General features: G+C 59.4%; 23 protein-coding genes. 15 read left to right on the top strand and 8 right to left on the bottom strand.

Translation table 11 applies throughout. The annotated features are described in order from the left end of the window. The 3 genes from hycC to hycA form a co-directional block, all read right to left on the bottom strand. Entirely contained in the window at positions 1-1,815 is a 1,815-nt protein-coding gene (gene hycC / locus USF70_RS15695) for a formate hydrogenlyase subunit 3 (RefSeq protein ID WP_320735778.1), read from the bottom strand. After that, the gene (locus tag USF70_RS15690; RefSeq protein WP_023308971.1) at positions 1,812-2,420 is read right to left on the bottom strand and encodes a 4Fe-4S dicluster domain-containing protein; all 609 of its coding nucleotides are present in this window, start codon (positions 2,418-2,420) and stop codon (positions 1,812-1,814) included. Before USF70_RS15690 ends, hycC begins: the two co-directional genes overlap by 4 nt. 70 nt (positions 2,421-2,490) lie before the next feature. After that, the gene (hycA, locus tag USF70_RS15685) at positions 2,491-2,955 is read right to left on the bottom strand and encodes a formate hydrogenlyase regulator HycA (RefSeq protein WP_033146386.1); all 465 of its coding nucleotides are present in this window, start codon (positions 2,953-2,955) and stop codon (positions 2,491-2,493) included. 211 nt (positions 2,956-3,166) lie between these two features. On the opposite strand from hycA, the gene hypA reads away from it, so the two are divergent. From hypA to USF70_RS15635, 10 genes are all read left to right on the top strand, one after another. Beyond that, on the top strand, positions 3,167-3,517 hold the full coding sequence (gene hypA, locus USF70_RS15680) for a hydrogenase maturation nickel metallochaperone HypA (RefSeq protein WP_320735777.1): 351 nt from the start codon (positions 3,167-3,169) through the stop codon (positions 3,515-3,517). 3 nt (positions 3,518-3,520) lie between these two features. Continuing rightward, entirely contained in the window at positions 3,521-4,384 is an 864-nt protein-coding gene (gene hypB, locus USF70_RS15675) for a hydrogenase nickel incorporation protein HypB (RefSeq protein ID WP_039263378.1), read from the top strand. Then, complete coding sequence (locus tag USF70_RS15670) at positions 4,375-4,647, top strand: HypC/HybG/HupF family hydrogenase formation chaperone (RefSeq protein ID WP_023308975.1); 273 nt, start codon at positions 4,375-4,377, stop codon at positions 4,645-4,647. The genes hypB and USF70_RS15670 overlap by 10 nt, the downstream gene beginning before the upstream one ends. A gap of 2 nt (positions 4,648-4,649) precedes the next feature. Further along, a complete protein-coding gene (gene hypD / locus USF70_RS15665; protein WP_320710947.1) occupies positions 4,650-5,771 on the top strand; it encodes a hydrogenase formation protein HypD in 1,122 nt (373 codons plus the stop codon). Next, positions 5,768-6,778 carry a hydrogenase expression/formation protein HypE gene (gene hypE, locus USF70_RS15660; RefSeq protein WP_320735776.1) on the top strand — a complete coding sequence of 337 codons (1,011 nt, stop codon included), beginning with the start codon at positions 5,768-5,770 and terminating at the stop codon, positions 6,776-6,778. The genes hypD and hypE overlap by 4 nt, the downstream gene beginning before the upstream one ends. A 63-nt stretch (positions 6,779-6,841) precedes the next feature. Then, positions 6,842-8,914, top strand: coding sequence for a formate hydrogenlyase transcriptional activator FlhA (gene flhA, locus USF70_RS15655; RefSeq protein ID WP_320735775.1), 2,073 nt, complete (start codon positions 6,842-6,844; stop codon positions 8,912-8,914). A 153-nt stretch (positions 8,915-9,067) separates the two neighbouring features. Continuing rightward, the gene (locus USF70_RS15650) at positions 9,068-10,066 is read left to right on the top strand and encodes an ABC transporter substrate-binding protein (protein WP_221703032.1); all 999 of its coding nucleotides are present in this window, start codon (positions 9,068-9,070) and stop codon (positions 10,064-10,066) included. After that, positions 10,066-11,103: a FecCD family ABC transporter permease gene (locus USF70_RS15645; protein WP_033146393.1), complete on the top strand. Its 1,038-nt coding sequence runs from the start codon at positions 10,066-10,068 to the stop codon at positions 11,101-11,103. Before USF70_RS15650 ends, USF70_RS15645 begins: the two co-directional genes overlap by 1 nt. Continuing rightward, positions 11,103-11,864, top strand: coding sequence for an ABC transporter ATP-binding protein (locus USF70_RS15640; RefSeq protein WP_033146394.1), 762 nt, complete (start codon positions 11,103-11,105; stop codon positions 11,862-11,864). Before USF70_RS15645 ends, USF70_RS15640 begins: the two co-directional genes overlap by 1 nt. Before the next feature lie 16 nt (positions 11,865-11,880). After that, positions 11,881-13,101, top strand: a complete 1,221-nt coding sequence (locus USF70_RS15635; RefSeq protein WP_033146395.1) for an MDR family MFS transporter — start codon at positions 11,881-11,883, stop codon at positions 13,099-13,101. 5 nt (positions 13,102-13,106) lie between these two features. Here the strand turns inward: USF70_RS15635 and USF70_RS15630 are convergent, their stop codons facing one another. Beyond that, positions 13,107-13,451 carry a nitrous oxide-stimulated promoter family protein gene (locus tag USF70_RS15630; protein ID WP_033146396.1) on the bottom strand — a complete coding sequence of 115 codons (345 nt, stop codon included), beginning with the start codon at positions 13,449-13,451 and terminating at the stop codon, positions 13,107-13,109. A gap of 174 nt (positions 13,452-13,625) precedes the next feature. Here USF70_RS15630 and USF70_RS15625 point away from each other — a divergent pair, with 174 nt between their 5' ends. Further along, a complete protein-coding gene (locus USF70_RS15625) occupies positions 13,626-13,856 on the top strand; it encodes a SymE family type I addiction module toxin (protein WP_023333217.1) in 231 nt (76 codons plus the stop codon). Positions 13,857-13,969: 113 nt separating this feature from the next. Then, positions 13,970-16,531 carry a DNA mismatch repair protein MutS gene (gene mutS, locus USF70_RS15620; RefSeq protein WP_232938791.1) on the top strand — a complete coding sequence of 854 codons (2,562 nt, stop codon included), beginning with the start codon at positions 13,970-13,972 and terminating at the stop codon, positions 16,529-16,531. A gap of 139 nt (positions 16,532-16,670) precedes the next feature. On the opposite strand, the gene USF70_RS15615 is transcribed toward mutS, so the two are convergent. From USF70_RS15615 to USF70_RS15605, 3 genes are read right to left on the bottom strand one after another with little or no spacing between them, the layout of a single operon-like run. Then, on the bottom strand, positions 16,671-16,892 hold the full coding sequence (locus USF70_RS15615) for a non-oxidative hydroxyarylic acid decarboxylases subunit D (RefSeq protein ID WP_033146398.1): 222 nt from the start codon (positions 16,890-16,892) through the stop codon (positions 16,671-16,673). Between the two features lie 10 nt (positions 16,893-16,902). Beyond that, positions 16,903-18,330, bottom strand: a complete 1,428-nt coding sequence (locus tag USF70_RS15610; RefSeq protein WP_320735774.1) for a non-oxidative hydroxyarylic acid decarboxylases subunit C — start codon at positions 18,328-18,330, stop codon at positions 16,903-16,905. Further along, positions 18,320-18,922 carry a non-oxidative hydroxyarylic acid decarboxylases subunit B gene (locus tag USF70_RS15605; RefSeq protein WP_008499595.1) on the bottom strand — a complete coding sequence of 201 codons (603 nt, stop codon included), beginning with the start codon at positions 18,920-18,922 and terminating at the stop codon, positions 18,320-18,322. Before USF70_RS15605 ends, USF70_RS15610 begins: the two co-directional genes overlap by 11 nt. A gap of 172 nt (positions 18,923-19,094) precedes the next feature. Between USF70_RS15605 and USF70_RS15600 the strand changes: the two genes are divergently transcribed. Further along, the gene (locus USF70_RS15600) at positions 19,095-19,502 is read left to right on the top strand and encodes a MarR family winged helix-turn-helix transcriptional regulator (RefSeq protein ID WP_023308984.1); all 408 of its coding nucleotides are present in this window, start codon (positions 19,095-19,097) and stop codon (positions 19,500-19,502) included. On the opposite strand, the gene USF70_RS15595 is transcribed toward USF70_RS15600, so the two are convergent. After that, positions 19,499-20,386: a LysR family transcriptional regulator gene (locus USF70_RS15595; protein WP_320735808.1), complete on the bottom strand. Its 888-nt coding sequence runs from the start codon at positions 20,384-20,386 to the stop codon at positions 19,499-19,501. The two genes, USF70_RS15600 and USF70_RS15595, sit on opposite strands and share 4 nt — an antisense overlap. A 108-nt stretch (positions 20,387-20,494) precedes the next feature. Between USF70_RS15595 and USF70_RS15590 the strand changes: the two genes are divergently transcribed. Both USF70_RS15590 and USF70_RS15585 read left to right on the top strand, forming a co-directional pair. Further along, positions 20,495-21,697, top strand: a complete 1,203-nt coding sequence (locus tag USF70_RS15590) for an MFS transporter (protein WP_320735773.1) — start codon at positions 20,495-20,497, stop codon at positions 21,695-21,697. Next, entirely contained in the window at positions 21,694-22,074 is a 381-nt protein-coding gene (locus USF70_RS15585) for a DUF4440 domain-containing protein (RefSeq protein ID WP_320735772.1), read from the top strand. The genes USF70_RS15590 and USF70_RS15585 overlap by 4 nt, the downstream gene beginning before the upstream one ends. Positions 22,075-22,087: the final 13 nt, after the last annotated feature.

Below are 22,087 nucleotides of genomic sequence, written 5' to 3'. Positions count from 1 at the left end.
TCAGGCTCCTCGTGAAATCACAATGACCACCAGCACCGCCAGCTCGATGACCGCCAGACGGCGGAACAGCGCGGGTGCGGCGGCGCTCTGCCAACCGGGTACCCAGCCTACCGGGTTCAGCCAGTGGCGCAGCTTCAGCACGGCGGCGAAGTTCTCCTTCACCGGCATGGCGAAACCGTGGGCGGTGATGACCATCGACTGTTCGTGTTCGTAGCCGCAGGCCCACGCCGCACCGCGCGAGCGGGAGGCGAGTCGGTCGCGTTTGAAGAACAGCATCAGGACGAGCGGCAGCAGCGGTGCGCCAATCAGCAGCAGCGCGATCATGGGCTGAGAGACGGTGGTATTCGCCACGGTCAGCGGCAGCGGAATGGCGTTGCCCAGCAGCGGCAGCAGCCACGGCGCGGCGACCCCGCCCGCGATGCAGCACAGCGCCAGCGCGACCACGCTGATGCCCATCAACAAGGGTGCGCAGCAGGCGTTTTCCGCTTCGCGGGTGCGCGGCGCGCCGAGGAAGGTCACGCCGTAGACTTTCGCCATACACATCACCGCCAGCGCCCCGGTAATCGCCAGCCCGACCGCCAGCAGCGGGCCGAGCAGGCGTGCGATAAATGCGTCGCTCTGGCCGAGCGCGAAGAAGGACTGATAGATCACCCACTCCCCGGCAAAGCCGTTCAGCGGCGGCAGCGCGGCCATTGCCATCAGCCCGACCAGCATCGCCAGCGAAATCACCGGCATCTTTTTGCCAATCCCGCCCAGCTTTTCGATATCCCGATGACCGGTGCGGAACCAGACGCTGCCCGCGCCGAGGAACAGGGTGCTTTTAAACAGGCTGTGGTTGACGAGGTGATAAAGACCGCCGATAAACCCGGCGGCAATCAGCGCCGGATGATTGAGCGCTAGCCCGGTCACTCCCGCGCCAATGCCGAGCAGGATGATGCCGATATTTTCCAGTGTGTGGTACGCCAGCAGGCGCTGGATATTGTGCTCCATCAGCGCGTACAGGCCGCCGACGAACGCGGTAATCATTCCGGCGACCAGCAGCACGACGCCCCACCACAGCGGCGGTTGTCCGCCGGTCAGCGTAATCGCCAGAATCCCGAACAGACCCACTTTCATCACTACCGCAGAAAACAGCGCGGCGGCGGGCGCGGAGGCATTCGCATGCGCCTGCGGCACCCAGCCGTGCAGCGGGATAATCCCGGCGAGCAGGCCAAAGCCGAGCACGCCCAGCAGCCAGACGTCGTTCCCCAGCGGATGGCCGTTGAGCGCAGCGAAGTCCAGCGTGCCGAAGCGGTGCCACACCAGCCAGCAGGCCAGCGTCAGCAGCAGCGTCCCGAGGCGTCCCAGCGCAAACCACAGCTTGCCGGAGGTGCTGCAGCCGGTCAGGAACACGCCGCACAGCGCCATGATTTCCGCCATCACCACCAGCGCGCCGAGGTTGCTGGCGATAACGGTGCAGACCGCCGCAGCCATCAGCAGGTTAACCAGCAGGCCGTTAGCCCTGGCGTGCGGATGGCGGTGCCAGTCGATATTGAACAGGCTGATAAACAGCCCGCACAGGCCAAACGTCACCAGCCAGATGGCGTTCAGGGGCGTGATCTCAACCGTGTGGCGAATCAGCGGCATTACGGTTTCTGCGGACTGGCCGCCGAGCAGGACAACGCCGCCTGCTGCCAGCGTCATCAGGCTAGCGGCTGCCCCGCCGATCCCGGCGATCGCGCCACTGAGGGCTTTATGGAATGAGAAAATCAGCGCCAGAACAGCGGCGCCAGCAAAACAGGCTACCGCGCTGGTAATCATTATCGCCGCGTTCATTTCGCCCCCTCGTTAAGCGCCTGTAGCAGAGAAAGGTCGCCAAAATCACTGTTGATGGTCAGCTCGCGTTTACGCTTGCTGGTACGGGCGATGTCGCGAATGTTAACCAGAATCAACGCTTTAGTCGGGCAGGTGCGCACGCAGGCCGGGCCCTGCTCATCGAAGCTGCACAGGTCGCATTTCACCGCAACGGCACGGATGCCGGGCACCCAGTCCAGCAGCGTACTTACGCGTGCCGGAGCCGGCGGCGCGGGCGGGGCTTTTGGCGAGTTGGCGTTCGCCGGAATATGCAGCGGACGGCTGCCGGAAAATTCAATCGCGCCGAACGGGCAGGCAATGCCGCACAGCTTGCAGCTTACGCACAGGCTTTCGTTCAGCTGGACAGCGCCATCAACGCGGGTGATGGCATTCACAGGGCAGACGCCCGCGCAGGGGGCGTCTTCACAGTGATGGCAGAGCTGCGGGGCAGACTCTTTTTCATTACGCATGACGTGCAGGCGCGGCATGGACTGCAGCCCATGCAGGCGATGCGTTTCCGAGCACGCCGCCTCACAGGTTCGACAGCCAATACAGACCGTCGAGTCAGCAATTACAAAACGGTTCACCGGGTTATCCTCTGGTGATAGTCATTTTTGACGAAAAACTGTCTTGTCGACACTTCTCGACACGCAGGAGTCAGGCCACGTTCGCTGAGGTATTTCCATCCATCAGCTGCTTCAGGTTGACCGGGAGATCGTGTTCAACGGCGGCGTACAGGCCGTTATAGACCGGCGCGATTTTTTCCAGATAGTGCTCCAGCACCTGCTGGCGATCGCGGTTGCTGACGTGGCCGTCCACCATGCCATCGGCCATCAGCTGCGCCTTCGCAATACACTGTTTTTCGCCGTCTTTTGTCTCGAGGTGGTACTCAATGGTGTGGCTGTTGAAGTTATCCGCCAGGGTAACGTTGATGGTGAAATGGCCGAACAGGACGAAGCGCATGTCGCCCTGCGCCGCGCAGCTCATCGCGTGGTGAAGACGCGCTTTCGAGAGGGTGATGCCCTGAACCAGAGAGTTGCAGTAAAGGTGCCACTGGTCCTGCAGCTGCTGATGACGCTGCGCGATGTAATCCGCTTTTTCGCTGATTTCCCAAATAGTCATAGAAGGTATCCGGTTAATGGAGATAGCGGCTGTTAAGCAGATTCCATGCCAGTTTTTATATTGCTGATTTTAAATAGATTTAATTACAAAACCGCTGTCAACGCCGTGGTGTCGACGTGTCATTTCGACAGCGTTGACATCGTCACGCCTTAACAAAAATCAAGCTGGCACCGTTATTGCATTCAATGGCGCAATTCATTGAGGAGGCGTCATGCACGAAATCACCCTCTGCCAGCGGGCTCTGGAACTTATCGAACAGCAGGCAGTGCAAAACCACGCGAAGCGCATCACCGGCGTCTGGCTGAAGGTCGGGGCGTTTTCCTGCGTCGAGCCCAGCGCCCTGAATTTCTGTTTTGAGCTGGTGTGTCGCGGCACGCTGGCGGAAGGCTGCGAGCTCCATATTGAAGAGCAGCAGGCGGAGTGCTGGTGCGAGCAGTGCCAGCAGTACGTCACCCTGCTGTCAACAAAGGTTCAGCGCTGTCCGCAGTGTCAGAGCACCGGTCTTCGCATCGTGGCGGACGACGGCATGCAGATCCAACGCCTCGAAATCGAGAAGGAGTAAAGTATGTGTAGCACCTGCGGTTGCGCCGAAGGTAACCTGTATATAGAAGGGGATGAACATCGCCCCCATTCCGCGTTTCGCTCCGCGCCCTTTTCCCCTGCCCCGCGTCCTGCTGCGGCTTTAACCGGTATCACCTTCGCCCCGCAACGCTCCGCTGCGGGCGATCTGCACTACGGCCACGGCGAAGCGGGTACCCACGCGCCGGGCATCAGCCAGCGCCAGATGCTGGAAGTGGAAATCAACGTGCTGGACAAAAATAACCAGATCGCCGCCCGCAACCGCGCGCGCTTTGCCGCCCGCAAACAGCTGGTTCTGAACCTGGTCTCCAGCCCCGGCTCCGGCAAAACCACGCTGTTAACGGAAACGCTCAAACGCCTGAACGGGCGCGTCTCCTGCGCGGTGATTGAAGGCGACCAGCAAACCGTTAACGACGCGGCGCGCATTCGCGAAACCGGCACCCCGGCGATTCAGGTCAATACCGGCAAAGGCTGCCACCTGGATGCGCAGATGATTGCCGACGCCGCCCCGCGTCTGCCGCTGGCGGATAACGGCATTCTGTTTATTGAAAACGTCGGCAATCTGGTCTGCCCGGCAAGCTTCGATCTGGGCGAACGCCACAAGGTGGCGGTGCTTTCGGTGACCGAAGGCGAAGACAAGCCGCTGAAGTACCCGCATATGTTTGCCGCCGCCTCCATCATGCTGCTGAACAAAGTCGACCTGCTGCCGTACCTGAACTTCGACGTGGATAAGTGCCTGTCCTGCGCCCGGGAAGTGAATCCCGAGATTGAGATCCTGCTGGTATCCGCCACGCGCGGCGACGGCATGGACGCCTGGCTGAACTGGCTGGAGAGTGAACGATGTGCATAGGCGTACCGGGACAAATCCATTCCATTGACGGGAACCAGGCCAAAGTGGAGGTCTGCGGCATCCTGCGCGACGTGGACCTGACGCTGGTGGGCAGCAGCGATGAAACGGGCGCATCGCGTCTCGGCCAGTGGGTGCTCGTCCACGTGGGGTTTGCCATGAGCGTGATTAACGAAGCGGAAGCCCGCGACACGCTGGATGCCCTGCAAAACATGTTCGACGTGGAGCCTGACGTGGGCGCGCTGCTGTACGGCGAGGAGCGTTAGCCATGCGTTACGTTGATGAATACCGCGCGCCCGAGCAGGTGCTGCAGCTTATCGGGCACCTGAAAACGCGCGCGGCGCTGCTGGACTACACCAAAGAGAGACCGCTGCGGATCATGGAGGTGTGCGGCGGACACACGCACGCCATCTTCAAATTTGGCCTCGACCAGCTGCTGCCGGAGAATATCGAGTTTATCCACGGCCCCGGCTGCCCGGTGTGCGTGCTGCCGATGGGGCGCATCGACAGCTGTATTGAAATTGCCAGCCAGCCCGACGTCATTTTCTGCACCTTTGGCGACGCGATGCGCGTGCCGGGGAAAAACGGCTCGCTGCTGCAGGCGAAAGCGCGCGGGGCCGACATCCGGATCGTCTATTCGCCGATGGATGCCCTGACGCTGGCGGAGGACAACCCCGCGCGCAAGGTGGTGTTTTTTGGCCTGGGGTTTGAAACCACCATGCCCGCCACCGCCATCACGCTGCAGCAGGCGAAAGCGCGCGGCGTCGGGAATTTTTTCTTCTTCTGCCAGCACATTACGCTCATTCCCACGCTGCGCAGCCTGCTGGAAGAGCCGGGAAACGGCATTGACGCCTTTCTGGCACCGGGGCATGTCAGCATGGTAATTGGCACAGACGCCTACGGTTTTATCGCTGAACAGTACAATCGTCCGTTAGTGGTCGCTGGTTTCGAACCACTTGATCTACTGCAAGGTGTCACCATGCTGGTTGAGCAGAAAATAGCGGCCCTGAGTACCGTGGAAAACCAGTACCGCCGCGTGGTACCGGATGCGGGAAATGAGCGGGCGCAGCAGGCGATAGCCGATGTGTTCAGCGTTGAGGGCGACAGCGAATGGCGTGGTCTGGGGCTGATTGCCGAATCCGGCGTGCGCCTGACGCCGACCTATCGCGCATTCGACGCCGAAGCGCATTTCCGCCCGCAGCCGCAGCAGGTTTGCGACGATCCCCGGGCCCGCTGCGGCGACGTGCTCACCGGTAAATGCAAACCGCATCAATGCCCGTTATTTGGCGATACCTGTAACCCGCAAACGGCGTTTGGCGCGCTGATGGTCTCCTCCGAAGGGGCGTGTGCCGCGTGGTATCAGTATCGCAACCAGGAGAGTGAAGCATGAATACGGTTGAAATGGCGCACGGCAGCGGCGGACAGGCGATGCAGCAGCTGATTAACCGGCTGTTTATGGAAGCCTTCAACAACCCCTGGCTCGCCGAACAGGAAGACCAGGCGCGCATTGACCTCGCGACCCTCACCTCGCAGGGCGACAGGCTGGCGTTCTCCACCGACAGTTACGTGATTGACCCGCTGTTCTTCCCCGGCGGCGATATCGGCAAGCTCGCCGTCTGCGGCACGGCCAACGACGTGGCGGTCAGCGGCGCCATTCCGCGCTACCTCTCCTGCGGGTTTATCCTCGAAGAGGGGTTACCGATGGAGACGCTCACGGTAGTGGTCAACAGCATGGCGCACACCGCGCGCGAGGCGGGGATAGCTATCGTCACCGGCGATACCAAAGTGGTGCAGCGCGGCGCGGCCGACAAGCTGTTTATCAACACCGCCGGCATGGGGGCGATCCCCGCCGATATTCACTGGGCGGCACAGCATCTTAGCGTGGGCGACGTGCTGATCGTGACCGGAACGCTGGGCTGCCACGGGGCGACCATCCTAAACCTGCGCGAAGGTCTGGGGCTGGACGGGGAACTGCGCAGCGACTGCGCGGTGCTCACCCCGCTGATCCAGACGCTGAGGGGTATTCCCGGCGTGAAAGCCCTGCGGGACGCGACGCGAGGCGGCGTGAACGCCGTGGTCCACGAATTTGCAGCAAGCTGCGGGTACGGGATTGAACTCACCGAGTGTAGCCTGCCCGTGAAGCCTGCCGTTCGCGGCCTTTGCGAACTGCTGGGCCTTGACCCGCTTAACTTCGCCAACGAAGGCAAACTGGTGATTGGCGTTGAACGCGCGTCAGCGGAAGCGGTTCTTGAACAGCTGCGGGCTCATCCGTCAGGAAAAGAGGCGGCGATGATTGGTGAAGTGGTTGAGCGCAAAGGGGTGCGCCTGGCCGGGCTGTATGGCGTTAAACGGACGCTGGATCTGCCGCATGCGGAACCCTTACCCCGTATTTGCTAGAACCGCGCCAAAAGCGGTCAGCACTGAATGTCTCTTTTTTGCCAGTTTCTATTGGAAAGCAATATGCCGTATACACCGATGAGCGATCTTGGACAGCAGGGCCTGTTTGACATCACGCGCACACTTTTACAGCAGCCCGATCTCGGCGCGCTGAGCGATGCCCTGACGCGGCTGGTCAGGCAATCGGCGCTGGCGGACAGCGCCGCGATTGTGCTCTGGCATAGCGGAACGCAGCGCGCGAGCTACTACTCGACGCGTGATAATGGCAAAACGTTTGAATACGAAGACGAAACGTATCTGGCGCATGGCCCGGTGCGCCGCATACTCTCCCGGCCAGAAGTGCTGCACTGCAACTTTGCGGAGTTCCGCCAGGCGTGGCCGAAGCTGGCGGAGAGCAACCTCTATCAGCCTTTCGGACATTACTGCATGCTGCCGCTGGCGGCTGAGGGCCAGATTTTTGGCGGCTGCGAGTTTATCCGCACGACCGACCAGCCCTGGAGCGAGGCGGAATACGAGCGCCTGCACACCTTTACCCAGATTGTGGCCGTCGTCGCGGAGCAGATCCAAAGCCGCGTCACCAATAACGTCGATTACGACCTGCTGAGCCGCGAGCGCGACAACTTCCGCATTCTGGTCGCCATCACCAACGCCGTGCTCTCCCGCCTGGACATGGACGAGCTGGTCAGCGAAGTCTCGAAAGAGATCCACCACTATTTCAAAATCGACGCCATCAGCATTGCGCTGCGCGGCCATCGCAAGGGCAAGCTGAACATCTACTCCACGCACTATCTCGATGAAGCCAACCCGGCGCACGAGCAGAGCGAGGTGGACGAAGCGGGCACCCTTTCCGAGCGGGTCTTCAAGAGCAAAGAGATCCTCCTGCTCAACCTGAACGAGCAGGACCCGGTCGCGCCGTACGAGCGGATGCTGTTTAACACCTGGGGCAATAAAATTCAGACTCTTTGTCTGCTGCCGCTGATGTCCGGCAACACCATGCTGGGCGTGCTAAAGCTGGCGCAGTGCGAGGAGGGCGTGTTTACCACCGCCAACCTGAAGCTGCTGCGCCAGATTGCCGAGCGTATTTCCATCGCGCTGGATAACGCCCTCGCCTATCAGGAAATTCATCGCCTGAAAGAGCGGCTGGTGGATGAGAACCTGGCCCTGACCGAACAGCTCAACAACGTGGACAGCGAGTTTGGTGAAATCATCGGGCGCAGCGACGCCATGTACAGCGTGCTTAAGCAGGTTGAGATGGTGGCGCAAAGCGACAGCACGGTGCTGATTCTGGGCGAAACCGGCACGGGTAAAGAGCTGATAGCCCGCGCCATCCACAACCTGAGCAACCGCAACAGCCGACGTATGGTGAAGATGAACTGCGCCGCGATGCCTGCGGGACTGCTGGAAAGCGATCTGTTCGGCCACGAGCGCGGAGCATTCACCGGGGCCAGCAGCCAGCGGCTGGGCCGTTTTGAGCTGGCGGACAAAAGCTCGCTGTTCCTCGACGAAGTGGGAGATATGCCGCTGGAGCTACAGCCGAAACTGCTGCGCGTCCTGCAGGAGCAGGAGTTTGAGCGCCTGGGCAGCAACAAGCTTATCCAGACCGACGTGCGGCTGATTGCCGCCACCAACCGTGACCTGAAAAAAATGGTCGCCGACCGCGAGTTTCGCAGCGATCTTTACTATCGTCTGAACGTCTTCCCCATCTTCCTGCCGCCGCTACGCGAGCGCCCGGAAGATATCCCCCTGCTGGTCAAAGCCTTTACCGCGAAGATCGCACGCCGGATGGGGCGCAACATCGACAGTATTCCTGCCGAGACGTTGCGCACTCTTTCATCGATGGAATGGCCCGGCAACGTGCGCGAGCTGGAAAACGTCATCGAACGCGCGGTGCTGCTGACGCGCGGTAACGTGCTGCAACTCTCCCTGCCTGAGGTTACGCTTCCTGACGTGACCGCGCCCGCCGCCGAGACAGCGAAAGAGGGAGAAGATGAATATCAGCTCATTATGCGCGTGCTGAAAGAGACCAACGGCGTGGTCGCCGGGCCAAAAGGTGCCGCCCAGCGCCTGGGGTTAAAACGCACCACCCTGCTGTCACGCATGAAGCGTCTCGGGATTGATAAAGAGAGCCTCATTTAAGACCTTATTCCGGCGGTGTTTTTCTGACACCGCCTTTTGTTCCCCTGCGTAATTGTCCCTCATTGACACAAAATCGTTTCCTCTGTATAAAATTCCGCCTTAATAATGAGTTTCATTTGCATCAATAATAATTTTAATGAAGGGTAGCGTTTCATGAAAAAGGTCATCTGCGCGTTAGGCCTGGCGATTGCGTCGGTCGGTTCTGCTCTGGCAACCACCTATCCCCTGACGATTGAAAACTGTGGCTACAAAGAGACGTTCACCAAAGCACCGGAACGCGTCGTGGCCCTGGGCCAGAACACCGTCGAAATTTTGCTCCTGCTGGGCCTGGAAGATAAGGTGAAGGCCAGCGCCTTCTGGCCGACCAAAGTGCTGCCGCAGCTGGCGGAACAGAACGCAAAAATCAAAACCCTGACGGTCGAAATCCCGACCCTTGAATCCGTTCTTGCGCAAAATCCTGACTTTGTCCCGGCGCAGTCCCCGCTGCTGCTGGGGCCTGAAAGTAAGGTCGCAAAACGCGAAGACCTGATGACACTGGGCGTGAACAGCTACGTGTCGCCGGGCATGTGCGCGACCAAAAAAGCCACCGGCGATATGTACGGCAGCCGCCAGAAGCTGTGGGATATGACGTATCTCTATAAAGAGATTGAGGATTTCGCCAAAATCTTTAACGTTGAAGACCGCGGTCAGGCCGTTATTGCCGATTTCAAAAACCGCGAGGCCGACCTGCGTAAGGAATTCGGCAAGAGTAAAAAAGACCTTTCGTTTGTCTTCTGGTTCTCCAGTTCATCCCCTTCTGCAGACGCCTACGTCGGCGGTAAAAATAGCCCCTCAGGGTTTATCGCCAGCCTGATGGGCGGCCATAACGCCATTACGTCCGAGACCGAATGGCCAACCGTAGGCTGGGAAAGCATTATTGCCGCCAATCCGGATGTCATTGTGGTGTCCAGCCTGGACCGCAACCGCTGGGCGCTGGATAACGCGGAAGAAAAAATCAAATTCCTGAAGAGCGATCCGGCGGTCAGCCAGCTGGACGCGGTGAAAAAAGGCCATATCGTGATGATGGACGGCCAGGCGATGAACCCGACGATCCGCACGATTTACGGAGCTGAGCAGGTCGGCGAACAGCTCAGAAAGCTGGGGCTGAACTGATGACAACCGCTGTTCTTCAGGCCCGGCAGAGCCTGGTTCTGACGACCTCGGGTTTGCTCGCCCTGGTACTGTTATCTCTGACGATCGCGCTGAGCGTCAGCGTCGGCGAGTTGTCCATCCCGCTGGATAAGGTGTTTTACGCCATCAGCAATAAAATGGGGCTCACCGAGGTTCCGCTCACCCGCATCTATGAGAGCGTGATCTGGGACTTTCGCCTGAGCCGCGCGCTGGTGGCGGCCTGCTGCGGCGCGGGGCTGGCCATCTGCGGTGCCGTATTGCAGAGCCTGCTGAAGAACGCCCTGGCGGAACCTTACGTGCTCGGCGTGTCGGCAGGTGCCTCAACCGGGGCGGTGTCGGTCGTCGTTTTGGGGATTGGCACGGGTGCGGTGTCGTTGTCTGCCGGGGCCTTTGCCGGGGCGTTCGCCGCCTTTGCGTTTGTCGCGTTTCTGACGAACGGCGCGCGCGGGGGAAATGAACGTACCATTCTGGCTGGCGTTGCCGCCTCACAGCTGTTCAACGCCATTACTGCCTACACCATCAGCACCTCCGCCAGCGCCCAGCAGGCGCGCGACGTGATGTTCTGGCTGCTGGGCAGCTTCAGCGGCGTTCGCTGGCCGGAATTCCAGCTGGCGCTGGTGGTGGTGCTGACTGGATTAGCCGTTTGCCTCTACTATTCCCGGGCGCTGGATGCCTTTACGTTCGGTGATGACGCTGCCGCCTCTTTAGGTATTGCTGTCCCGTGGGTGCGCCTGACGCTCTTTACCACTACCGCGCTGATTACCGCGACGATTGTCAGCATGGCGGGCTCAATCGGCTTTGTCGGGCTGGTGGTCCCGCACGTGATGCGTTTCCTGTTCGGGCCGCTGCACCGCACGCTGCTGATTGCCAGCGCGCTGGCAGGGGCGATCCTGATGGTGCTGGCAGACATTGCCTCGCGCATGCTGATTGCGCCGCAAAGCCTGCCCGTCGGCGTGGTCACCGCGCTGGTTGGCGTGCCTTTCTTTGCCGTGATTATCTACCGTTCAAGGAATAAGTGATGAGTATCTGCGCTGAAAATATTACCTGGAAGGTCGGCAAAAAGGTCATCGTTAACGACGTCTCGCTGAAGGTGTCACGGGGCGAAACGGTAGGGCTGCTTGGCCCTAACGGCTGCGGTAAATCATCGCTTCTGCGCATTCTGGCAGGTCTGCGCCGCCCGGATGCTGGCTGTGTGACGCTGGACGGCCAGGACATCTCCCGCATCGCCAAAAAGCAGCTGGCGCGCCGGGTCGCCTTCGTCGAGCAGCACGGCATGACGGACGCCAACATGCGCGTGCGGGACGTGGTGAAACTCGGGCGTATTCCGCACCACTCCGCTTTTTCCAACTGGAGCAACCACGATGACGAAACCGTCACCGCCGCCCTGCAGCGCGTGGATATGCTGGATAAAAGCGGCCAGGGCTGGCTGAGCCTCTCCGGCGGAGAGCGCCAGCGGGTGCATATTGCCCGCGCGCTGGCTCAGACCCCAACGGAAATCCTGCTGGACGAACCGACCAACCACCTGGACATTCATCATCAGATGCAGCTGATGCAGCTGATCAGCGAATTACCGGTCACCAGCATTGTCGCTATCCACGATCTCAACCACGCCTCGATGTTCTGCGACTCGCTGATTGTGATGCAGAAAGGACAAATTGTGGCGACGGGGACACCGCAGGATATCTTATCCGAGTCGCTGCTGTGGGATGTCTTCCGGGTGAAAACCAAAATCGAGACCTCGCCGTTCCATGGCAAAAAACACATCCACTTTATCGTTTAGGGGCGAGTGAACGACGATGCCCCTTCGCCCTGCCGCCACGCTCTGGCCGCCCGTCTTACTGGGTAGCCAGTTTGTTTTCAACATTGGCTTTTACGCCGTCGTTCCCTTCCTGGCGATATTCCTGCGCGACGACATGCTGCTCTCCGGCGGACTGATCGGGCTGATCCTGGGCCTGCGTACCTTCTCGCAACAGGGGATGTTTATCGTTGGCGGTGCGCTCTCGGACCGGTTTGGCGCGAAAGTGATTATCCTGAGCGGCTGTATTGTTCGTGTTTCAGGCTATCTGCTGCTGGCCTTCGGGGAATCCCTGTGGCCGATTATTCTGGGCGCGTGTCTGACGGGCGTTGGCGGCGCGTTATTCTCCCCCTCGATTGAGGCACTGCTGGCAAAAGCGGGCACTCACAGTGAGGCAAAAGGCAAACGCAGCCGCGCGGAGTGGTTTGCGCTCTTTGCCGTCTGCGGAGAGCTCGGCGCGGTACTGGGCCCGGTTGCTGGCGCCCTGCTCACCGGCCTCGGCTTTCGTCAGGTGGCGCTGGCGGGAGCTGGCGTCTTTATCATTGCGCTAGTGGTGCTCTACTTTTGCCTGCCTGCTGCTGGCCACCGTTCACAGACGCTGAAAATACAGCCCTGGTGGACAACGTTCCGTCAGCCGCGCTTTGTCGCCTTTATCATTGCCTACAGCTCGTGGCTGTTAAGCTATAACCAGCTTTATCTGGCGCTGCCGGTGGAGATCCAGCGTTCTGGCGGTAACGAGAAAGATCTCGGCCCGCTTTTTATGCTGGCCTCCGTTCTGATCATCACCTTACAGCTGCCGCTGGCGCGCTTCGCCCGTCGCGTGGGCGCGGTGAGAATTTTGCCGGTGGGATTTTTGCTCCTTTCAGCCGCCTTTGCGAGCGTGGCGACGTTTGCCCCGATGACGCCGCCGGAAGGCTGGCTGCGCTTACTGCCTTCTGTCTGTTTTGTGACGCTGTTGACGCTGGGGCAAATGCTGCTGGTGCCCTCGGCTAAAGATCTGATCCCTCGGTTTGCGGAGGAATCCACGCTTGGCGCGCACTACGGCGCACTCGCCACCGCCGGAGGCATAGCGGTACTGGCAGGAAACCTGGTGTTTGGCAGCCTGCTGGACCGCGCGCTGGTGCCCTCAACGCAGGCGATGTATCCCTGGCTGCTGCTGGCCCTCTTCCCGCTCTGCAGCGCGCTGGCCCTGAAGGTGATTTGCCGTCCGCTGAGACGCTGAACCGATCACTTTTTCGGACCGTACTTCTCCGGCAGTTCCGGCACGGGACGGCGGTCATCCATCAGATGGCGAACGGTCAGAATGGGATGACGCCATAACATACGCGGGCCTGCCCAGCGCATAACCTGCTTCATCTCTTCACGTCTGGCAGGCTGGTAACAGTGTACGGGGCACTGCTTGCAGGCCGGCTTTTCCTCACCGAAAACGCATTTATCCAGGCGCTTATCGGCATACGCATTGAGCGCCTGATAATACCCTTCCTCCTGAGAGGCCTGTGGACACTGCTTTTCATACAACGCGATCATTTTCGCGATGGTCTCTTTTTCTCGTGAGATGCGTTTACCGGACATAGCGGATTACCGAATAATAAAGTGCATCGATAATACACCTTTCAACACTGGATTTCAGCGGTTGCATTTCGTTTCCTGAAGGCTGATTCCAGTTTTAGCCCTGCACCGGCGAACAATCACTGGTATTTTATACAGCATCAGAAATGACCTTTGTCCGTGTTGTCTGGAGACCCTATGCAAGAGCTCACGATCGGCAAACCCTATCGCCATTTGAAAGTGGGATATTTTAGAAAGCGCCATGAAGACCGCAATACAAAGATACCGAAGCGCTACAGCGTACATGCGGCGCTGAGCTTAAAAGGTGACTGGCTTGAAAAGGCGGGGTTTACGACCCATTCCCGAGTCAGGGTGGGCGTGGAGCATGGAAAAATTGTCATCGAATTAATGGCGGAAGATGCCTCGTAAAGCCACGACATTTTTCTGCGCCGGACCTTTTTTTCATGCGACAATAGAAGGAACAAACGGCCATTGAGCCCATCAAAACGGTTTATTTTCAAAGAAATGGACATCATAACTCCATGAGCACAATCGACAATTTCGACGCACATACGCCGATGATGCAGCAGTATCTGAAGCTGAAAGCACAGCATCCGGAAATCCTGCTGTTTTACCGTATGGGCGATTTTTACGAGCTGTTTTATGACGATGCTAAGCGTGCATCGCAGCTGCTCGACATCTCGCTGACCAAACGTGGCGCATCGGCAGGCGAGCCCATTCCTATGGCAGGTATCCCGCACCACGCGGTAGAAAACTACCTGGCGAAGCTGGTGAATCAGGGCGAGTCCGTTGCCATCTGCGAACAGATCGGCGATCCGGCGACCTCAAAAGGCCCGGTGGAACGCAAAGTCGTGCGCATCGTTACGCCCGGCACCATCAGTGATGAAGCCCTGTTGCAGGAGCGCCAGGATAACCTGCTGGCAGCGCTGTGGCAGGACGGTAAAGGGTTTGGCTACGCGACGCTGGATATTAGCTCCGGACGTTTTCGTCTGAGTGAACCGGCTGACCGTGAAACGATGGCCGCCGAACTGCAGCGCACCAACCCGGCAGAATTGCTCTATGCCGAAGATTTCGCCGAAATGGCGCTGATTGAAGGTCGTCGCGGGTTGCGCCGTCGTCCGCTGTGGGAATTCGAAATTGATACCGCGCGCCAGCAGCTGAATCTGCAGTTTGGCACCCGCGATCTGATTGGCTTTGGCGTTGAAAACGCCCCGCGCGGGCTATGTGCGGCCGGTTGTCTCCTGCAGTACGTGAAAGATACCCAGCGCACCGCACTGCCGCATATCCGCTCTATCACCATGGAGCGCCAGCAGGACAGCATCATCATGGATGCCGCCACGCGCCGTAACCTGGAGATCACGCAGAACCTGGCGGGTGGCGTAGAAAATACGCTCGCGTCGGTCCTCGACAGTACGGTAACGCCAATGGGCAGCCGCATGCTGAAACGCTGGCTGCATATGCCGATCCGCGATACCGAGACGCTGGTTTGCCGTCAGCAGACGATTGCCGCGCTGCAGGATCGCTATACCGAACTGCAGCCGGTTCTGCGCCAGGTGGGCGATCTGGAGCGTATCCTTGCGCGTCTGGCACTTCGAACAGCACGACCACGCGATCTCGCGCGGATGCGTCATGCTTTCCAGCAGCTGCCGGAACTGCGCGCGCAGCTGAGTGACGTTGACAGCGCGCCGGTACAGAAACTCCGCGAAACCATGGGCGAATTTACCGAGCTTCGCGAAATGCTGGAGCGCGCTATTATCGATGCGCCTCCGGTTCTGGTGCGTGATGGCGGCGTGATTGCCCCGGGCTACAACGAGGAGCTGGACGAATGGCGCGCACTGGCCGACGGTGCGACGGACTACCTCGATAAGCTGGAAATCCGCGAGCGCGAACGTCTTGGGCTCGACACCCTGAAAGTGGGGTATAACGCGGTACACGGTTACTACATTCAGATTAGCCGCGGTCAGAGCCACCTGGCGCCGATCCACTACGTGCGTCGCCAGACATTGAAAAACGCCGAACGCTACATCATTCCTGAACTGAAAGAGTACGAAGACAAAGTCCTCACCTCGAAAGGCAAGGCGCTGGCCCTGGAAAAACAGCTGTATGACGAGCTGTTCGACATGCTAATGCCGCACCTGGGCGACCTGCAGCAGAGCGCCAGCGCGCTGGCGGAGCTGGACGTGCTGGTCAATCTGGCAGAACGCGCTGAAACGCTGAACTACACCTGCCCAACCTTTACCGACAAGCCCGGCATTCGCATCACCGAAGGCCGTCACCCGGTGGTAGAACAGGTGCTGAACGAACCGTTCATCGCCAACCCGCTGAGCCTGTCACCGCAGAGAAGAATGTTGATCATTACCGGTCCGAACATGGGCGGTAAGAGTACCTATATGCGTCAGACGGCGCTGATTGCGCTGCTCGCGTATATCGGCAGCTACGTCCCGGCGCAAAATGTGGAGATTGGCCCCATCGACCGTATCTTTACCCGCGTCGGGGCAGCGGACGATCTGGCGAGCGGTCGTTCAACCTTCATGGTCGAGATGACCGAAACGGCAAACATTCTGCATAACGCGACGGAGCACAGCCTGGTGCTGATGGACGAGGTCGGGCGCGGAACGTCAACCTATGACGGTCTGTCGCTGGCATGGGCCTGTGCGGAAAGCCTTGCGAATAAAATCAAGGCCATGACGCTGTTTGCCACCCACTATTTCGAACTGACGCAACTGCCGGAGAAAATGGAAGGGGTTGCGAACGTTCATCTGGATGCGCTGGAGCACGGCGATACCATTGCCTTCATGCACACGGTGCAGGATGGCGCGGCGAGCAAGAGCTATGGCCTGGCCGTCGCGGCGCTGGCTGGTGTGCCGAAAGAGGTGATCAAGCGCGCGCGTCAGAAACTGCGTGAACTGGAAAGCCTGTCACCGAATGCGGCGGCGACGCAGATTGATGGTACGCAGATGTCGCTGTTGGTGCCTGCGGAAGAGACGTCGCCTGCGGTGGAAGCGCTGGAGAACCTCGACCCGGATTCACTGACGCCGCGTCAGGCGCTGGAGTGGATTTACAGGTTGAAGAGTCTGGTTTAGTTTTCTGCGGTCTGTTTTGTCGGGTGGCGGCTTCGCCTTACCCGACCTACAAAACCGTAGGCCCGGTAAGCGCAGCGCCACCGGGCAAAAGACCGCACGATGTTATCGCCCGGTAAGCGCAGCGCCACCGGGCTTTTTTTTACAGCAGCGGCGGGATCGTCGGCACCTGCGGCGCCTCGTCAATATCCTTCTGCGTCATGCGGAACGCTTCCGGGTAATGCTCGCGGCTGGTACGGCGCAGCGGTTCAGTATTACGCCAGGTATACAAACAATGCTGGCACTGGTAAACGGTCCAGACCCCTTTTACCGGCGACGTCGCCATCACTTCAATATGCTCATCGGCACAACGTGGACAAATCATCTTTTCCTCCTTATTGGCGTGCTGCCAGCATCGCGGTCAGTTTTTCAGCCCAGGCTTTAGTTTCAGGCAGATCCTGTACCGGCTGGCTGTAGTGACCCCGGGTGTCCGGCGCGACAGGCGTGGTGGCATCGATAATCAGTTTGTCGGTAATGCCCGCCGGGCTGGAGCCAGGATCGAGTTCAAGGACCGACATGTTCGGCAGCTGCACCAGATCCCCTGCCGGGTTCACTTTCGACGACAGCGCCCACATCACCTGCGGAAGGTTGAACGGATCGACATCCTCATCCACCATAATTACCATCTTCACGTAGCCCAGACCGTGCGGCGTGGTCATGGCGCGTAAACCCACCGCGCGGGCAAAACCGCCGTAGCGTTTTTTGGTGGAGATAATCGCCAGCAGACCGTGGGTGTACATCGCGTTCACCGCCTGCACTTCCGGGAATTCCGCTTTCAGCTGCTGGTAGAGCGGCACGCAGGTGGCCGGTCCCATCAGGTAGTCAATCTCGGTCCACGGCATGCCGAGGTAAAGGGATTCGAAAATCGGCCTGGTGCGGTAAGAGACTTTGTCGATACGGACCACCGTCATGTTACGGCCACCGGAATAGTGTCCGGTAAACTCGCCGAATGGCCCCTCGATTTCACGCTTGCGGCCTTCAATCACCCCTTCCAGGATCACTTCAGAACCCCAGGGCACATCGAAGCCGGTCAGCGGCGCGGTGGCAATCGGGTACGGGCTTTCACGCAGCGCGCCGGCCATTTCATACTCGGACTGATCGTATTTCAGCGGCGTGGCGCCCATCAGGGTGATGATCGGGTCGTTGCCCAGCGTAATCGCAATCGGCAGGTCTCCACCGCGCTCTTCCGCCTTGTGCAGATGCAGGGCGATATCGTGCATCGGAACCGGCTGGAGGCCGAGCTTGCGCTTGCCCTTCACTTCCATGCGGTAGATCCCGACGTTCTGCTTGCCGAAGTTGTCCGGGTCGAGCGGATCGCGCGAGACAACGCACGCTTTATCGAGATAAAAACCGCCGTCACCGTCGTTCAGACGAAACAGCGGCAGGATATCGAACAGGTTAATGTCTTCACCGTCCACCGTATTCTGCGCCCAGGCCGGGTTGGCGCGACGCTCCGGCGTGACGGGGAATTTATCCCAGCGGCGGATAAATTCGTCGATCTGTTTTTTTACCGGAGTGTTCGCAGGCAGCCCCATCGAAATGGCGTGGTTCTGCCAGGAGCCGATGTTGTTCATCACCACGCGGGCATCGGTAAAGCCACGAATGTTCTCGAACCACAGCGCGGGCGCGCCGTCGCCAATGCGGCCGGTCGCGTTGGCTGCCGCCGCCAGATCGGGCTCGGCGTTAACCTCTTCCTCAATTTTCAGCAGCTGCCCTTGCTCATCGAGCGCCTGCAGGAAGCTTCTCAAATCATCAAATGCCATCTTTATTCTCCTGTGAAAAATGTTTCGCCTCCCGCAGCCCGTTCCAGCGGCGCGCCTTTTTATGCTCCAGCCCGAACTGATCGAGCACGCGGGTCACGATGTGCTGGGTAATGTCATCTGCGGTTTGTGGGTGGTTGTAATAGGCAGGCATGGGCGGCACCATCGCCACGCCCATGCGGGAAAGTGCAAGCATGTTCTCAAGATGAATGGTGCTGAGCGGCGTTTCACGCGGAACCAGCACCAGCTTGCGCCCCTCTTTCAGCACCACGTCAGCCGCGCGTCCCACCAGCCCTTCGGCGTAGCCCGCGCGGATCCCCGCGAGCGTTTTCATGCTGCAGGGAATGACGATCATGCCGTCGGTACGAAACGAGCCGGAGGAGATGGTGGCGGCCTGGTCAGCCGGACTGTGGACAACGTCAGCCAGGGCAGCAACGTCCTGCGCGGTGTAGGGCGTTTCCAGCTCAATGGTGGTTTTTGCCCACTTAGACATCACCAGATGCGTCTCCACCTCCGGCATTTCCCGCAGCGCCTGCAGCAGCGCCACGCCCAGCGGTGCACCCGTTGCCCCCGTCATTCCCACTATCAATCTCATTCATCACCTCAATATTTTGTTCGTGTACGAACATTATAAATAAGCTACTCCAGGATCGTTTACCTGACAAGATCGTTCGCATACGATCACACGAATGGCTAAAAGATGCCGCGTTAAAATTGAGAGCAATAGCGGCTATCATAGGGGAGAGATTTTTTCCGTCGGAGTGTTCATGGAACTAAGACAAGAGGCGTTCCACCTGTTACGTCAGCTTTTTCAACAGCATACCGCGCAGTGGCAACATGCCTTACCGGAACTGACCAAGCCACAGTATGCGGTGATGCGCTCCATTGCCGAGCATCCGGGTATTGAACAGGTGGCGTTGACCGAAGTGGCGGTCAGCACGAAAGCGACCCTGGCGGAGATGCTCAGCCGCATGGAGGCGCGCGGTCTGGTCAAACGCGAGCACGATCCGGCTGACAAGCGCCGCCGGTTTGTCTTTCTGACGCCAGAAGGTGAAGCCCTGCTTGCGGGCTGCAAACCGGTTGGCAACGAGGTGGATGAGGCGTTTTTAGGACGTCTTAACAAGGCCGAGCGCGAGCAGTTCTCTGCGCTCATCAAAAAGATGATGCACGATTAATTCACGCTGGTGCGCATAAAATCGATAAACGTGCGCACCTTCGCCGTCACGTGCCGGGCATCGGGATAAACCGCATAGATGCCCTGCTGCGCAAAGGTATATCCCGGTAAAACCGGGACCAGTTTTCCCGCATCAAGCGCATCGCGCGCCAGCCATTCCGGCAGTAACGCCACGCCTCCGCCAGCAAGTGCAAAGGCCATAAGAGCCTGCGCGCTGTCGGCAAACAGGCGCGGCGCTTTTTTTATCTCCAGCGTTTCAGGCGCACCGCTGGCATCCTTCACCTGCCAGCGCAGCGGCGAGGCCAGGCGCTCGTGAATAATCCAGTCCGCGTGGGCCAGCTGCGCAAGCGTTTCGATCGGATGGTTAACGAGCCACCCGGGCGTCGCGACGGGGAGAATCGAGAAGTGCGAAATCAGCGCGGCGTGGTTGCGCGAATCGGCAAGCGTTCCCAGCCGGATAGCTACGTCAAAGCGCTCCGAGATAAGGTCGGCGTGCAGGGAGGACGAAACGTGCCGCACGCGAAGAGCCGGGTGCTGCTGGCTAAACCTGGCCAGCAACGGCACCACCACCTGTGAACCATACTCGGGCGTCGTCGTGATCCGCAGTTCGCCAGTGAGCCCCGCATGATTCGCGCGGACATCATCCTGCAGCCGTTCCGCATCCTTCAGAAGCGCCACGCTGCGCTGATGAAAGAGCGCGCCCGCCTCGGTTAACGTCAGGCGGCGGGTGGAGCGCAGCAGCAGCGTAACGCCCAGCTCATCTTCAAGCTGGCGAATATTGAAGCTGACCACGGCTTTTGTCAGCCCCATTGCCTCGGCTGCGGCAGTGAAACTGCCGGTATCGGCCACCGCGACAAACATCTGCGCTCGCTGCAGGTTAATCATCATCACGCCCTTTACTGTCAAAATATTTTTGACAGTATATCGCGCTTTGCCAGGTTTATCCGTTCTTCCCGGATCGATACGATACGCCACCTCACCGGAGGATCCACCATGACGTATCGCAGCAAAGTCGCCGTTGTTTACCTGCTGGGCTTTTTTCTTGATTTGATCAACATGTTCATTGCCAGCGTCGCCTTCCCGGCAATGGCTCACGCCTTTAACACCACGCCTTCAGCCCTTGCCTGGGTCAGTAACGGGTACATTGCCGGCCTGACGCTGGTGATCCCGTTCAGCAGCGTGCTCACGCGCTGCATCGGGCCAAAGCGAGTCATCCTGCTCTCGCTTTTTCTGTTCAGCGCAGCCTCCGCTGCGGCGGGCCTGTCTGCAACGCTTGAAAGCCTGATCGCCTGGCGAGTGCTTCAGGGCGTAGGAGGAGGCTTACTGATCCCGGTCGGACAGGCGCTGACCTGGCAACAGTTCAGGCCTCACGAGCGGGCCCGACTCTCCTCGGCGGTGATGCTGGTGGCGTTGCTTGCCCCGGCCTGCTCTCCTGCTATCGGAGGACTGCTGGTGCAGACGCTCAGCTGGCGATGGATATTTTTCGCCACGCTACCGGTCGCTATCGTGACCTTTGTTTTGGCCTGCCTGTGGCTTAAACACGAAATGCCCGCGATGAAAGCGGCCAGACTGCTAAACCTGTCGTTGCTCGCGGACCCGCTTTTGCGTTTTTCCATGCTTGTCTATATCTGCGTACCCGGCATGTTTATTGGGGTGAACGTCACGGGCATGTTTTATCTTCAGCATGTGGCGAACATGAGCCCAGCCGCAACGGGGATGCTCATGCTGCCGTGGTCCGTGGCATCCTTTATCGCCATCACGGCAACGGGACGCTATTTTAACCGTATCGGCCCCCGACCGCTGATCGTCATCGGCTGCCTGCTGCAGGCTACGGGTATTCTGCTTTTGATTAACGTCAGTTCGGCTACGCTGCTGCCTGCCGTTGCGTTTACCTTAATGGGCGCGGGGGGAAGCCTGTGCAGCAGTACGGCTCAGAGCAGCGCTTTTCTGACGACGCGCCGGGAAGAGATGCCGGATGCCAGCGCGCTGTGGAATCTTAATCGGCAGCTGAGCTTTTTTGCCGGTGCCCTGCTGCTGGCGCAGGCGCTGAGCCTGGCGCAGACCTGGCTGACACCGCTCGCCGCATGGCACGGGATGTTTATTTTTGCCGCAGGCATGACCTTGCTGCCTGTACCGTACGTTTTTCGTCTTAACAATACGCAGGTGCTCACCCAGCTGCGACAGGAGAATTCATGACGCCTTTCGAACACGACATTATCGACCTCCACATTGCGCTCGAAGACTGGTTAGGCAAAGGTGAAGGTGATTCCGACGCCCTGCTCGCCCGCTTCCGTCCAGATTTTCTGATGATCCCGCCGGGCGGCGCTCATATCGACTATGCCGGTCTGATCAGTTTTCTGGAAAAACAGCGCGGAAGCCGTCCCGGACTGAAGATCGTCATTGACGAATTATCCACGATCGAGCGTTGGGATCGTGGCGCGGTGCTGCACTACCGGGAGACGCAAACCCGGCCGGACCTGCCCGTCAACGTGCGCTGGTCGACCGCAGTGCTCAGTCAGGAAGGCGACAAAATAACGTGGCGTCTGCTGCACGAAACGGCGGCACAGTCGTAATACAAAAGAAAAA

This window comes from Enterobacter sp. 237C8, from assembly GCF_034106865.1.
In the GTDB taxonomy this organism is placed as follows: domain Bacteria; phylum Pseudomonadota; class Gammaproteobacteria; order Enterobacterales; family Enterobacteriaceae; genus Enterobacter; species Enterobacter asburiae_B.
Note: the sequence above shows the minus strand (reverse complement) of the source record. Positions and strands in the feature narration are given on the sequence as shown.

Excerpts from the sequence above, each read along its gene's own strand:
- USF70_RS15600 (WP_023308984.1), top strand. The coding sequence starts at position 19,095 with ATGGAACTAAGACAAGAGGCGTTCCACCTGTTACGTCAGCTTTTTCAA.
- hycA (WP_033146386.1), bottom strand. The coding sequence starts at position 2,955 with ATGACTATTTGGGAAATCAGCGAAAAAGCGGATTACATCGCGCAGCGT.
- USF70_RS15625 (WP_023333217.1), top strand. The coding sequence starts at position 13,626 with ATGCAAGAGCTCACGATCGGCAAACCCTATCGCCATTTGAAAGTGGGA.
- USF70_RS15640 (WP_033146394.1), top strand. The coding sequence starts at position 11,103 with ATGAGTATCTGCGCTGAAAATATTACCTGGAAGGTCGGCAAAAAGGTC.
- USF70_RS15630 (WP_033146396.1), bottom strand. The coding sequence starts at position 13,451 with ATGTCCGGTAAACGCATCTCACGAGAAAAAGAGACCATCGCGAAAATG.
- USF70_RS15595 (WP_320735808.1), bottom strand. The coding sequence starts at position 20,386 with ATGATTAACCTGCAGCGAGCGCAGATGTTTGTCGCGGTGGCCGATACC.
- USF70_RS15645 (WP_033146393.1), top strand. The coding sequence starts at position 10,066 with ATGACAACCGCTGTTCTTCAGGCCCGGCAGAGCCTGGTTCTGACGACC.
- USF70_RS15610 (WP_320735774.1), bottom strand. The coding sequence starts at position 18,330 with ATGGCATTTGATGATTTGAGAAGCTTCCTGCAGGCGCTCGATGAGCAA.
- hypD (WP_320710947.1), top strand. The coding sequence starts at position 4,650 with ATGCGTTACGTTGATGAATACCGCGCGCCCGAGCAGGTGCTGCAGCTT.
- USF70_RS15635 (WP_033146395.1), top strand. The coding sequence starts at position 11,881 with ATGCCCCTTCGCCCTGCCGCCACGCTCTGGCCGCCCGTCTTACTGGGT.
- hypB (WP_039263378.1), top strand. The coding sequence starts at position 3,521 with ATGTGTAGCACCTGCGGTTGCGCCGAAGGTAACCTGTATATAGAAGGG.
- USF70_RS15615 (WP_033146398.1), bottom strand. The coding sequence starts at position 16,892 with ATGATTTGTCCACGTTGTGCCGATGAGCATATTGAAGTGATGGCGACG.
- mutS (WP_232938791.1), top strand. The coding sequence starts at position 13,970 with ATGAGCACAATCGACAATTTCGACGCACATACGCCGATGATGCAGCAG.
- USF70_RS15585 (WP_320735772.1), top strand. The coding sequence starts at position 21,694 with ATGACGCCTTTCGAACACGACATTATCGACCTCCACATTGCGCTCGAA.
- USF70_RS15650 (WP_221703032.1), top strand. The coding sequence starts at position 9,068 with ATGAAAAAGGTCATCTGCGCGTTAGGCCTGGCGATTGCGTCGGTCGGT.
- hycC (WP_320735778.1), bottom strand. The coding sequence starts at position 1,815 with ATGAACGCGGCGATAATGATTACCAGCGCGGTAGCCTGTTTTGCTGGC.
- hypE (WP_320735776.1), top strand. The coding sequence starts at position 5,768 with ATGAATACGGTTGAAATGGCGCACGGCAGCGGCGGACAGGCGATGCAG.
- USF70_RS15670 (WP_023308975.1), top strand. The coding sequence starts at position 4,375 with ATGTGCATAGGCGTACCGGGACAAATCCATTCCATTGACGGGAACCAG.
- flhA (WP_320735775.1), top strand. The coding sequence starts at position 6,842 with ATGCCGTATACACCGATGAGCGATCTTGGACAGCAGGGCCTGTTTGAC.
- hypA (WP_320735777.1), top strand. The coding sequence starts at position 3,167 with ATGCACGAAATCACCCTCTGCCAGCGGGCTCTGGAACTTATCGAACAG.
- USF70_RS15605 (WP_008499595.1), bottom strand. The coding sequence starts at position 18,922 with ATGAGATTGATAGTGGGAATGACGGGGGCAACGGGTGCACCGCTGGGC.
- USF70_RS15590 (WP_320735773.1), top strand. The coding sequence starts at position 20,495 with ATGACGTATCGCAGCAAAGTCGCCGTTGTTTACCTGCTGGGCTTTTTT.